The sequence below is a fragment of the Robertmurraya phoenicis genome (assembly GCF_047302285.1).
Classification (GTDB): domain Bacteria; phylum Bacillota; class Bacilli; order Bacillales; family Cytobacillaceae; genus Robertmurraya.
The window spans coordinates 3104765-3117698 of sequence record NZ_CP154845.1; the positions used below are offsets into that span (position 1 = coordinate 3104765).

General features: G+C 35.9%; 13 protein-coding genes. 4 read left to right on the top strand and 9 right to left on the bottom strand.

Annotation, left to right across the window (positions count from 1 at the left end):
- Positions 1–45: 45 nt before the first annotated feature.
- The 4 genes from AA0X71_RS15510 to AA0X71_RS15525 all read right to left on the bottom strand — a co-directional run bounded on the left by AA0X71_RS15510 (position 46) and on the right by AA0X71_RS15525 (position 3362).
- Positions 46–225: a hypothetical protein gene (locus AA0X71_RS15510; RefSeq protein WP_413356202.1), complete on the bottom strand. Its 180-nt coding sequence runs from the start codon at positions 223–225 to the stop codon at positions 46–48.
- Positions 226–313: 88 nt separating this feature from the next.
- Complete coding sequence (locus AA0X71_RS15515; RefSeq protein ID WP_413356203.1) at positions 314–1189, bottom strand: NAD(P)-dependent oxidoreductase; 876 nt, start codon at positions 1187–1189, stop codon at positions 314–316.
- A 188-nt stretch (positions 1190–1377) separates the two neighbouring features.
- Complete coding sequence (ptsP, locus tag AA0X71_RS15520; RefSeq protein ID WP_413356204.1) at positions 1378–3096, bottom strand: phosphoenolpyruvate--protein phosphotransferase; 1719 nt, start codon at positions 3094–3096, stop codon at positions 1378–1380.
- On the bottom strand, positions 3096–3362 hold the full coding sequence (locus AA0X71_RS15525; RefSeq protein ID WP_413356205.1) for a phosphocarrier protein HPr: 267 nt from the start codon (positions 3360–3362) through the stop codon (positions 3096–3098). Before AA0X71_RS15525 ends, ptsP begins: the two co-directional genes overlap by 1 nt.
- Before the next feature lie 328 nt (positions 3363–3690).
- Between AA0X71_RS15525 and AA0X71_RS15530 the strand changes: the two genes are divergently transcribed.
- Complete coding sequence (locus AA0X71_RS15530; RefSeq protein ID WP_413356207.1) at positions 3691–4056, top strand: PilZ domain-containing protein; 366 nt, start codon at positions 3691–3693, stop codon at positions 4054–4056.
- Between the two features lie 206 nt (positions 4057–4262).
- Positions 4263–4451: a YkvS family protein gene (locus AA0X71_RS15535; RefSeq protein ID WP_413356208.1), complete on the top strand. Its 189-nt coding sequence runs from the start codon at positions 4263–4265 to the stop codon at positions 4449–4451.
- A gap of 60 nt (positions 4452–4511) precedes the next feature.
- Here AA0X71_RS15535 and AA0X71_RS15540 read toward each other — a convergent pair whose 3' ends face one another.
- The gene (locus AA0X71_RS15540; protein ID WP_413356209.1) at positions 4512–4631 is read right to left on the bottom strand and encodes a DUF6254 family protein; all 120 of its coding nucleotides are present in this window, start codon (positions 4629–4631) and stop codon (positions 4512–4514) included.
- A 138-nt stretch (positions 4632–4769) separates the two neighbouring features.
- On the opposite strand from AA0X71_RS15540, the gene AA0X71_RS15545 reads away from it, so the two are divergent.
- Positions 4770–5387, top strand: coding sequence for a CPBP family intramembrane glutamic endopeptidase (locus tag AA0X71_RS15545; protein ID WP_413356211.1), 618 nt, complete (start codon positions 4770–4772; stop codon positions 5385–5387).
- A 15-nt stretch (positions 5388–5402) separates the two neighbouring features.
- On the opposite strand, the gene AA0X71_RS15550 is transcribed toward AA0X71_RS15545, so the two are convergent.
- Complete coding sequence (locus AA0X71_RS15550; protein ID WP_413356212.1) at positions 5403–6455, bottom strand: hypothetical protein; 1053 nt, start codon at positions 6453–6455, stop codon at positions 5403–5405.
- Between the two features lie 228 nt (positions 6456–6683).
- On the opposite strand from AA0X71_RS15550, the gene AA0X71_RS15555 reads away from it, so the two are divergent.
- On the top strand, positions 6684–8825 hold the full coding sequence (locus AA0X71_RS15555) for an AAA family ATPase (protein ID WP_413356213.1): 2142 nt from the start codon (positions 6684–6686) through the stop codon (positions 8823–8825).
- Between the two features lie 46 nt (positions 8826–8871).
- On the opposite strand, the gene AA0X71_RS15560 is transcribed toward AA0X71_RS15555, so the two are convergent.
- From AA0X71_RS15560 to AA0X71_RS15570, 3 genes are all read right to left on the bottom strand, one after another.
- Positions 8872–10107 (bottom strand): hemolysin family protein, encoded by a 1236-nt coding sequence (locus AA0X71_RS15560; protein ID WP_413356214.1) that lies wholly within the window; start codon positions 10105–10107, stop codon positions 8872–8874.
- A gap of 236 nt (positions 10108–10343) precedes the next feature.
- Positions 10344–12038: a M3 family oligoendopeptidase gene (locus tag AA0X71_RS15565; protein ID WP_413356216.1), complete on the bottom strand. Its 1695-nt coding sequence runs from the start codon at positions 12036–12038 to the stop codon at positions 10344–10346.
- A gap of 108 nt (positions 12039–12146) precedes the next feature.
- Complete coding sequence (locus AA0X71_RS15570) at positions 12147–12581, bottom strand: MarR family winged helix-turn-helix transcriptional regulator (RefSeq protein ID WP_413356217.1); 435 nt, start codon at positions 12579–12581, stop codon at positions 12147–12149.
- Between the last annotated feature and the right edge of the window lie 353 nt (positions 12582–12934).

Consider the following 12934-nt stretch of genomic DNA (forward strand, 5'->3'; position numbering starts at 1 on the left):
CGATACCTTTTTCAACACTATATTCATAGGGAACTCTACATGTTTTTATTGACCTTTATACTTGCCATTATTCTTTCCTGCTTTTTCTTTCTTCGCTTTATCCTTATGAATTTTGTTTGCATCAGTACTTCCCATTTCTTGAGCAAATTCTTCGTTTAAAACCGCTGAATCAAATCCCTGGTTATTCTTCTGCTTGGCACCATTCTTTTTGTTTTTCTTTGCCATACTTAGACCCTCCTTCTTATGAATGATGTTGAACCACTCATAGTTTGATCTAGAAAGGATAATCTATGTATTTTCATTTAAAAAAGGATTACTGCCAATATTTATATAAAGCTTGAGTTCCGCTATTTTCTTCTCCTCGTTCAGCTAATTCTTTGTATAAAGAGAGGGCAAGAGCTAAACCAGGTGCCTCCATCCCCATATTTTCTGCTTCCTCAAGGGCAATCGACATATCTTTAATGATATGTTTAATGTAGAAGCCTGGTTCAAAATTCCCTTCAATCATTTTAGGAGCTAAATTGGAGAGTGACCAACTTCCTGCTGCTCCAGAGGAAATACTTTTCAAGACATTTTCAGGTTCCAGTCCGGACTTTACGGCATAAGCCATTGCTTCACTGACTCCAATCATCCCCGAAGCAATCACGATTTGATTACACATTTTCGTATGCTGCCCAGAACCAGCTTTGCCTTGATAAACAATATTTGTTCCAAGTATATTAAAAATCGGTAAGACAGCCTCAAAATCTTCTTTATCTCCTCCGACCATGATGGAAAGTTTTCCATCCCTTGCTCCGATGTCGCCACCTGAAACAGGTGCATCAAGTGCATGCATCCCTTTTTTCTTTGCTTCTTCATAAATTTCTGCTGCAAGGCTAGGTGTTGAGGTAGTCATGTCAATTAAATATGTATCTTTGTTTCCGTTTGGAATTATCCCATTCTCGCCTAAATACACTTCACGAACATCTGTTGGATAACCGACAATAGTGATAATCACATTCGCCTTTGCTGCAACTTCTTTACTTGAATCTGCCCATTCAGCTCCTTCTTCAAGCAAGCTTTGCGCCTTATCCTTTGTTCTTGTGTATACAACAACTGGATATCCTGCATTTAAAAGATTAGTTGCCATGCTTTTTCCCATAACACCAATACCAATAAAACCAATAACCGTTTGATCCTTTGTTAACATCCAAATTCCCCTCTCTATTTTTCATTAATTACAAAATATATGTATATTATTTTACCATTTAATAGAAGGACACGGGAGTATTTGAACAAGAAAAAAGCCGACCGGATTATACCAGTCGACTTTAAAGGGAGAAAATAGGTTTACCAAGTGCCTTGTTCACCTATACCCTTGTTTTAATTTAGTTAAACCTAGTTCTTACTTGTAGCAGCTGTTACCATTTCAATGACTTCTTCCGTCGTTGATTTCTGTAACGCTTCTGTAGCTAATTTCTCCATTTCAGCCTTGCTTAAACGAAGAATTTGGGAGCGAGCTTTTAAAATCGAAGTCGCACTCATTGAAAATTCATCTAAACCAAGACCTAATAGAAGTGGAATCGCCGTTTCGTCACCGGCCATTTCTCCACACATACCTGTCCATTTTCCTTCTTTATGGGCAGCGTCAATTACCATTTTTACTAATCGTAAAATCGAAGGACTATATGGTTGATACAGATAAGAAACTCTCTCGTTCATGCGATCTGCAGCCATCGTGTACTGAATGAGATCATTCGTACCGATACTAAAGAAATCAACTTCTTTTGCAAATTGATCAGCAAGAACAGCAGTAGAAGGAATTTCAACCATAATTCCTACTTCTATTTTGTCTGAAACAGAAACGCCTTCGCTCTGAAGCTTCGCTTTCTCTTCTTCAAGCATGGCTTTAGCTTGTCTGAACTCATCTAAAGTCGCAATCATTGGGAACATAATCTTTAGATTTCCATACGTACTTGCTCGGAGTAAGGCTCTTAATTGAGTCTTAAAGATCTCTTTTTCTTCTAAGCATAAACGAATAGCACGGAAGCCGAGGAAAGGATTCATTTCTTTCGGTAATTTTAAGTATGGTAATTCTTTATCTCCACCTATGTCTAACGTACGAACGACAACTGGTTTTCCTTCTAAACCTTCGAGAACTGCTTTGTAAGATTCAAATTGTTCATCTTCTGTAGGAAGTTCATCTCTTCCCATGTAAAGGAATTCAGTCCTATATAGGCCTACCCCTTCACCACCATTATTGATCACACCTTCAAGATCATTAGGCGTTCCGATGTTAGCCACTAATTCGACTTGATGTCCATCAGCTGAGTAAGTTTGTTCATTCTTTAACTTCGCCCACTCTGCTTTTTGTGCTTCAAAGTCTTCATTTGCTTGTTTATACTGTTCAACTAACTCTGGTGTAGGATTAATATGAACCTCACCCTTTAACCCATCCACAATGACTAAATCACCATTCTCAATATCCTTCGTTGCCGTCTTTGTACCAACAACAGCCGGAATCTCTAAAGAACGTGCCATAATCGCAGAATGGGATGTTCTACCGCCAATATCTGTTGTAAAACCTTTAACAAACTGACGATTTAATTGAGCCGTATCTGAAGGCGTTAAATCCTCTGCAACCACTACAACTTCTTCTGTAATCATGCTCGGATTAACAATTTTTACTCCAAGTAAATGGGAAAGAACACGTTTTGTGACATCACGTATATCAGCTGCTCTTTCTCTCATATATTCATTATCCATGGATTCAAACATGGAAACGAACATATCTGCTGTCTCTTTTAAAGCAACCTCAGCATTTACCTTTTCAGACATCACTATATCCTTTATTGGATTTAGTAATTCTGGATCGCTTAGAACAAGTAGGTGCGCTTCAAAGATTGCAGCCTTATCTTCACCTAAATTTTCTTTCGCATTATCGCGAATCGCTTCTAATTCTTTTTTCGATTGGGCAATTGCAGCCTCAAAACGTTCAACTTCTGAATCAACATCATCAATCGTCTTCTTTTCAAAGGATAAATCAGGCTCAACTAGACGATAAGCCTTTGCAATTGCTATTCCACTTGATGCAGCAATACCATGTAAAAAGCTCATTATGCAGTTAACCCTTCTTTTTTCATAAGTTCTTCAAGGCTTTGGATGGCATTTTGTTCATCTCCACCTTCTGCGCTAATCGTAATTTCAGCTCCTTGACCAATTCCTAAAGACATTACACCCATGATGGACTTTAAGTTTACTTTTTTGCCTTTATATTCAAGTTGAATATCAGATTCAAATTTGCTTGCAGTCTGTACTAGTACTGTAGCTGGGCGTGCGTGGATTCCTGTTTCAGCGATTACCTTAAATTGTTTTTCTACCATAATTCATCAAACCCCTTATCAATTTTAATAATGTTACATGTTTACTTTATAGTTTATATTACCATTTTTATAAAAGGTTTTACTACCTCCATTATTGTTTTACAAATAAACATGTTTCATGTACCCTCATGGAGCTTTTCTGTTTTATTCGACAAAAAAAGCACCCAGAGAAAGAATATCAAAAACGAGACTATTATACAAAAATATCGCATTGATAAATGTGACAAATTTGTGAACAATGATACAAAAATTCACCGTTTTTGCATTGATTTGTCCTTTAATTATCTGTATGATGCTAATAAATATATCAATAAAGGGAGAGCTTAGTATGCTTTACAGGAGAGATGAGCCCTTTCGTTTTACTTTTGGTAATCCAATTGAGGCAACTTTCAAAATTCTGAAAGTGAATCAAATTATAGGAGATTCAAAAGAAGGACGAGCCCTACTAATGGATTTAAGCCCCAACGGTTTAAGAATGTCTTCCCCTTTAGATCTGCCGATTAATGAAAAGAACCTATTATTAGAGATATCGTTCGTATTAAATAAACAAACCATTTCCATTATGGCTGAACCAAAGTGGAAGAAACGGACATCTGCTCAATCTTTTTCCTATGGTCTTGTAGGGCTTGATGACGAAGAGTCTAAGAAAATAATTGTTAGTGAGTTAAAGGAGTATGCAAAGAAAAATCAATAATGATGATGTTTAGATAGAATATTTTGATATAACGTTGTACATTGTCATTTTTTGTAACTCCTTAAATAGCTGAATTTTCTATTAATTAATAAAAAAATGAGGTTCTCTAAGGGATTTTTATATCTTTTTCTTTACGAATGATAGAATTTAGTGCAAACTGTTACATATAATCATTCGACATTTGGGAGAAAAAGGAGAGAGGACAGTTGAAAAAAGCAGAAGTTGGGAATATCATAGAATTTCGGGACGGCCTACAGGGCGTTGTTGAAAAAGTAAACGAAAACTCTGTTATCGTGGACTTAACCTATATGGATAATTATCGCGACCTCGAACTGGAACAAAGAACCGTTGTCAATCATAAGAACTATAAAGTAGTTAAGGAATCTATTTTGTAATAAGATAAACACAAAACCCTAATGGTACTCCAATAGGGTTTTTGTTTGCAACTCAAGGTATCACTCTGATGGATTCTTATTATCAGCTAATTCCTTAAATGATTTGACTTTACCGTGTGGATGCTGTTCACTTTTCCTCACATTCCATGCTCTCTCTTTCTCTTTTTTCGATTTAGTCAAATAATTGTCCTCCTTTCAGTTAACCTTTATAATGAACTAATGGATTTACTTCTATTCAAATCACACACCTAAATACACTCTTGATAAACTTAATTTTAACCATATATAGTTCGATCCGATAGAAAGGAGCGCTTTCACATGGCCATACCAAATTGGATTAAAGATCATAGACTAATTCTTGGGTTTTTTCTTGCGCATCTTTTGATCTTTTTTACCTTCCAAGATAAGAATATATTTTGGTATATTTTCACAGCCACGATGCTTTTTTTAATAAGCTATTCCATTATGCACGAAGAAATTGAAGACCAAGTTCCACTATTTACATACTTATCTCTCGGCAGTTTATCTGGGGTCATTCTATTTGCTTGTTTTTTGCTAGGTAGTCTTCTAATCGATTTAGTCAATCTTCCTTTTGCAAAAGAAATCACAAGGCTTTACAATCGCCTATCCCCTACTGTTCTCTGGCATTATATCGTATTGATACTCGTCATCATTCCCGGTGAGGAGATATTTTGGAGAGGCTTTATCCAAAAAAGAATCCAAAAGGCGGCAAATGTGACAACTGCTGTATTTGCCTCATCTATATTGTATGCATCCGTTCATTTCTATTCTGGGTCGATTATGCTCCCATTCGCAGCACTTGTCACAGGAATTTTTTGGGGATATTTATATGCATGGAAAAAAAGTTTACCACTTGTCATCGTTTCTCATCTCATTTTTGACTTATTTTTATTTGTGATTTACCCACTAAATTAAGAGACATTGAATCTTTCAATGTCTCTTTTCAATTTTATCCAACGGTTTCATCCACAATAAAATGATAAAAATAATGCTGATATAGCCAAAGATCGGATATAGATAGGATAACAACGTACCATATTCAACTTGACTGATCACAAAGGCAATCGCAAGTATTCCTCCCACAATAACTAGAGTTGGCCAACGGAGAAAAGTCTTGATCTGTCTTTCTAATCCAAACACATTCCCAATTACAGAAGTAAATATCTCACCATAAATAATTAAAATATACAATCCATGAAGTCCAGCCGCTAAGTTTTTCATAACTACGGCCATCGGTATCTCAAACGCCTCAACATTTGGAAGCATCACCAATGTAAAATGACTTGATAATAGAATGAGAGTTAAGGCAATTCCCCCAATAATCCCTCCCCATTTTACCGTTTCTTCGTTTTTTATTTCCGCTGCTACAGGTACTAATACAGCCTGTGCAAGGCCTAAATTTAAGGCTGTATAGGAAAATGGAGAAACGACTGACTTCCAACCATCGTCAACATATGGAATAAAAAGAAGTTGATCTAAAAAGTTTGGAAGCTGAAATGATATAAACATTAAAATGAAACTAAAGCTAATCATCAGTGGAACAACGATTGTATTGGCTGCAAACAACCCTTTAATTCCCACAATCATGACGATAACTGAAAGTGAAAGAGTAAGTATCAAACCGAAACTTCTCGATAACCCTAGTTGCTCACTAAACACCGCTCCTGCTCCAGATAACATAACTCCACAAACTCCTAATAGCATTAAAAGCATAATTATATTTATGATGGAGCCAAAGACCCTTCCGAACAAAAAAGTATTAAATTCTTGGTACGAGGTTGCTCCAATTTTGGCTGAAATTCTCATTAATTTTGAACCTAAGGTGATAAAAATATAGCCGCTCATTAAGATTCCTATTAATCCTATAAAGCCGAATCTCGTAAAGAACTCAACAATTTCCCGTCCAGTAGCAAATCCAGCTCCCACGATCGTACCCACATACACTGCTGCTATTTGGAAGGCAGCTCCCCAATTTGTCTTCATAAATTATCCTCCCTCCATTTCAATATATGAAGAGAAGGACAAACAATGACGAGCATTTTTTCAGTGTATAATAACATTCAACTATTTCATCAATCCCACTGGATAAATTTCCAATATTTCACCAAAAAAATCTTCAAGCAAAATGCTTGAAAGTCAAAAAAGGTCAAATTATAATTAATGTATAAAAGTCAAAGAAAGTCAAAGTCAAATTAATAGGAGGAATGTGAAATGCTTTGTCAAATTTGTCAGCAAGCAGATGTACAGGTTCATTTAAAAATGAATGTAAATGGTGTAGAGAAGCAGCTCCACCTATGTCAAAATTGTTATAAGACTGAGAAAGCTAAATTAGCTTCATCTTTTGGTCCAAGCATGTCAAGTTTCTCTTCTTTCAATTATAACCCGATGGAAGAACTCTTTAAAAACTACACATCACAAAACAGTCAACAAAAGATGAACTCAAATTCTAATCATCATGGAAAAACAAGTGGATTTATCGAACAATTTGGTCGTAATCTCAACCAGATGGCCCGAGCTGGACTCATCGATCCAGTTATCGGTCGTGATGAAGAAGTTAACAGAGTAATTGAAATATTGAATAGAAGAAATAAGAATAACCCTGTACTTATTGGGGAACCTGGCGTAGGAAAAACTGCCATAGCAGAAGAATTGGCAGCAAGAATTGTAGTGGGGAAGGTTCCCAATAAATTAAAAAATAGAGAAGTCTTTTTATTAGATGTAGCTTCTTTAGTTGCTAATACAGGTATTCGCGGCCAATTTGAAGAGAGAATGAAAAAAATCATTGCTGAATTACAAGAAAGAAAGAATATTATCCTTTTTATTGATGAAATTCATCTATTAGTTGGTGCCGGTTCAGCTGAAGGCTCTATGGACGCTGGAAATATATTAAAACCAGCTTTAGCACGTGGTGAACTACAGCTTGTTGGAGCTACTACTTTAAAAGAATACCGCCAAATCGAAAAAGATGCAGCACTAGAACGGAGATTTCAACCTGTTCAAGTACATGAACCAACCACCGAGCACGCAATTGAGATCTTGAAAGGTTTAAAAGACAAGTATGAGAATTTTCATGAAATTACTTTCTCAGATGAAGCTCTCGAAGCTTGTGTAACATTGTCCCACCGCTATATTCAAGACCATTTCCTTCCAGACAAGGCGATTGATTTAATGGATGAAGCAGGCTCTAAACTTAACCTAATTTCGGATTACAGCTCAGTTGAAAAGACCGAAAAAAGACTAGAGGAAATTGCAAAAGAGAAAGATAGAGCACTAGAAACTGAAAATTACGAATTAGCAGCCAAGCTTCGTCAAGAAGAAAAAGAACTTGAACAAAAGTTAAACTCAAATCGCAACCAAGTTCGACCAATCGTTGACGTTAAACAAATTCAAGCATTGATCGAGCAAAAAACAGGGATTCCTGTCGGTAAGCTTCAAGAAGATGAACAAACAAAAATGAAGAATCTTCATAAAGCACTATCTGAAAAGGTAATCGGTCAGGCAGAGGCCGTTGAAAGAGTAACAAAAGCAATAAAAAGAAGCCGTGCAGGTTTGAGATCAAAAAATCGACCAATTGGTTCCTTCCTTTTCGTTGGTCCAACTGGGGTTGGCAAAACTGAACTCTCTAAGACTTTAGCACTTGAGCTGTTTGGTTCCAAAGATGCGATGATTCGTCTTGATATGAGTGAATACATGGAGAAGCATAGTGTATCAAAATTAATCGGTTCGCCTCCAGGATATGTTGGACATGAAGAAGCTGGGCAATTAACGGAAAAAGTACGCCGAAATCCTTACAGCATCATTTTGCTAGATGAGATTGAAAAGGCACATCCTGATGTTCAGCATATGTTCCTACAAATTCTTGATGATGGGCGCTTGACCGATAGTCAAGGTAGAGTTGTGAGCTTTAAAGATACGGTCATTATTATGACTAGTAATGCTGGGGTTGGTCATCGACGAGTAAAAGTTGGCTTTGGACAAGACCATACAACGAAAGAGCTGAACATATTGGATTCGCTCGGAAGCTTCTTTAAACCAGAATTTTTAAACCGTTTTGATAATATTATTGAGTTCGCACCTTTAGAAAAAAATTCTTTATTAAAAATTGTCGATTTAATGTTACTCGAATTAAATGACATCCTTAAAGAACAGGATATAACTCTTACGGTAACTAATGAAGTAAAAGAGTTTCTTGTAGAAAAGGGCTATAACCCAACCTTTGGTGCCAGACCTTTACGTCGAGTGATACAAGAGCTATTAGAGGATAAAATAACGGATTTAATCATCGATGAACCTAATAGTAAGAACTTTAAAGCCATTATGGAAAATGAACAGATAGTAATTCAACCTAACTAAACCAAAAAAATCATGGGTCCCTTTCCCATGATTTTTTCATTATAAATTATACAGTCGTTGATTTTTTGGTAATCTCTACTTGAGTCAATTTATTGTCCTCAATTTCTTTTATTAGAAAATGCAAATGATGATATTCTAATGTATCCCCCACTTTCGGGAAGTGACCAAATTCTTTAAATAAGAAACCAGCTAAAATGTCTTCATCCTCAGGAATCTTTGTTTTAAATACTTCATTTAAACGACGGATGCCGAGTTTTCCATGGCAAACGATGTGAGAGTCCGTCAGTTCATCTATTAGTACTTCTTCATTTAAATCTGTTTCATCTTCAATTTCCTGGCCAAGCATCGCCTCGATAATATCCTCGTGACTAATGATCCCCTTTGTGCCTCCATATTCATCCAAAACGATCGCTATATGTTTCTTTTCCTTTAGCATCATCTTGAATAATTTTTCAATGGAAAGGGCTTCAATGACGAATAGAGGTCTAGTATCAATATACTCTTGTAAATCCTTATTTTCTTCCAATGACCATGCTAATAATTGCTTGGAATGAAAAACACCCACAATATTATCCATATCCTCTTTATAGACAGGATATCTCGTATAGTTATTGTTAATAACAATATCTCGTACTGATTCGTATGTAGAATTTAAAGGAATACCCACAATATCCATTCTCGGTGTCTTTAAGGCATCTCGTACATCCATATCATAAAAATCGATGACGCCCTTAATTCTTTTCGTTTCTTCGTTTTTAAACGTTCCTTCTGTTGTGGCTATATCCACCATAGTCATGAGCTCTTCCTTTGAAAACGAAACTTCATCAGCATTTTCCTTTGCCAACAATTTAATAATAAGTCTTGTAAATTTCGAGAGCAAAAAGGTGAGTGGTTTTAATAAGATCAATAACCCAGAAATAACGGGGAAAACTAAATAAGATATTTTTTCAGAAAAAGTTGCTGCAATCGACTTTGGTAAAACCTCAGCAAATATAATCAGGACAACTGTAAGAACTCCCGTTGCAATTCCAACATTGACTCCATATTCAATCGCCATGATAGTCACTAGTGTCGGAAGCATAATATTGGAAATATTATTTCCTATTAATATCGCTGTGATTAATTCATCAGGCTTTGAAACGAGCTTTAACAATTTTTGCGATTTCACATCTTGTTGGTCGGCTCTTGTTTTAATTTTCATTTTATTAACAGCCGTCAAAGCGGTTTCGCTTCCTGATAAGAAAAAAGACATTAACATAAAAAACAGAATTGCTAGATACAATTTATTTCCCTCCGTGATGTACGCAATGGCCACGCTCTTTTTTCAAATGTAACCATTAAAATATTGAATTTCCCTTTATAATAACCAATCCTTATAAGAATAGCACGCAATAAGCAGAAAATGAATTGTTCAACAAAATCGGACAATATGAAAATTTAAATAAAAAACCGACCAATTTCTGGTCGGTAGAAAGGATAAACAAAATAAGAAATTCCTAAAAACGCAGATCACTCAAATTATAGACTCTTATCATCAACTGCATTTAACCAATTTTCAATTTCACCAACAACCGATTGCACACAACCCTCTTCAAACGGTGAAATTAAATTCGCTTCTTCCACAAGCCCAGTAAATGGAAGGCTACCGCCTAGCTTACAAAGCTTTAAATAATCGCTCCATGCTTCATCATGGTTTTCTCTTGATTTTTTCCAAAATTGAAATGCACAGATTTGAGCCAACGTATAATCAATATAATAAAAAGGTGAATTATATATATGACCTTGACGCTGCCAAAATCCCCCGTTCTCCAAATACTCATTACCATCATAATCTCGATGTGGCAAATACGTTTTCTCAATCTCCCTCCATGCTGCTTTTCTTTCCTTCGGTGTTGCCTCTGGATGCTCATAAACCCAATGCTGAAATTCATCAACAGAAACACCATATGGAAGGAATAACAAGCTTGAACTTAGATGGGAGAACTTATATTTTTCGGTATCGTCTTGAAAGAACAAATCCATCCACGGCCAAGTGAAAAACTCCATGCTCATAGAATGAATCTCTGCTGCTTCATAAGTTGGCCAGTAATACTCTGGAATATCATAATGACGACTTGAATAGATTTGGAAAGCATGTCCAGCCTCATGTGTCAGTACGTCAATATCACCAGAGGTTCCATTGAAATTGGAAAAAATAAATGGCGCCTTGTAATTTTCAATGAAAGTACAATAACCTCCACCCGCTTTTCCCTTTTTCGCAACAAGGTCCATTAACCCTTCATCCCTCATATATTGAAAGAATTCGCCCGTTTCTTGAGAAAGCTCATTATACATTTTCTGCCCATTATCAATAATCCATTCTGGACTACCTTTAGGGACGGCATTACCAGAGACGAAATTAAAACCTTCATCATAATACTTTAGAGAATCTACCCCAATTCTCTCTTGCTGTCGCTTTCTTAATTTTGTCGCAATCGGCACAATAAATTCTTTCACTTGATTGCGGAAATTGGCAACCATTTCTGCATTATAATCTGTTCGGTACATGCGGTAGTATGCAAGTTCTACAAAATTGTTATAGCCAAGTTTATGAGCAATTTCTGTACGCACCTTTACCAATTCATCGTAAATACGGTCTAACTCTTCCTCCTGCTTGGCTAAAAATCCAAAGCGAGCTTCACTTGCTCTCTTTCTCATCTCTCTATCTTTCGATTCAGTAAATGGCTCCATTTGGGCAAGTGTTCGTTCTTCCCCTTCAAACATAATTTTCGCAGAAGCAATAAGCTTTGTATACTCGCTTGAAAGCTTATTTTCCGTCTGCATAAGAGGAACCACTTCAGGTGAAAAAACTTTCAATTGCGCTTCTGCAAGAGCAAATAACTGTTTCCCCCACTTATTTTCGAGCTCTTGGCGAAACTTTGAGTTTACTAATGCTTCATAATATTTTGTTACAAGTCCATCGACTTGCGGCTCTAAATCATCCATCGCATCCTGTTCTTGTTTATAAAATTCATCATTTGTATCGATGGAATGGCGAATATACACTAAATTGAACATCGTTCCTAATTGATCACGAATTTCATTAATCTCATTCATTACTTCATTTTGCTCATCAGCAGATTGTGCCTCTTTGAACTGAGTAATCAGTTCTTCCAAACTCTTTTCAACCACTTCAAAATTAGGTCTGGTATATGTATATTGATCAAAACTCACTTATTAGCCCCCTATTCAAAAAATTTAGAAATTACAAAGTAATTATACAAGAAATGCTCAAATAAAACAAAAGCGATCCTCGTAGAAATCGGATCGCTTTTGTCTTATTTAGGATACAGATAGTCCAAGCTTCTTTAAAAGTTCAATCGCTTCTTCTTTTTCTTCATTAGAAAGTTCAGACATCAATTCATGAATTCGTTGTTCATGCCCAGGAAAGACATTCTCTATGAACTTCTTTCCATTATCAGTTATTTGGGCAAATGTCACTCTTCGATCACTCGGGCAGGCTACTCGAACTAAGTATCCTTTTTCCTCTAATTTGTCCACTACATAAGTAATACTCCCACTCGCTAGTAGGATCTTCCCGCCAATCTGTTGAAGTGGTTGGTCTCCCTTATGATACAGAAGTTCCAGCACAGCAAACTCAGTAGGATTTAACCCATACGTATGAATCAATTTATTGACATCTTCATTGACTGCTCGATAGGCACGAGACAAGACAATAAATAGCTTAAGAGATTGTTTTATTTCTTCTGAGTTCATATTCTCAAATCCTTTAGAAAGATGTATTTTATTTGCATCCCTCCACAAAGAGGTGCATTTTGGTTTCAATTAGGAATTATGTCCTAAAATATCTTGATTTAAGACTATTATAGAAAAGACTACTATTCGATGTCAATTTCAATTGACACTTATCTCTTGTCTTGACCACAAAATTCATTGATATGTATACATCAAGTTAGAAAAATTCATGTTCCAAATATAATTAATGCTATAATGATAGGGATATATTTTTTTATCAAGTTAATATGTTGAAAAATATTCCATTATTTTTTGCAATTTTATGGCTCAATCTGTTAAAGTTTGTTTAATAATTTGTCTGCTAATAAAATATG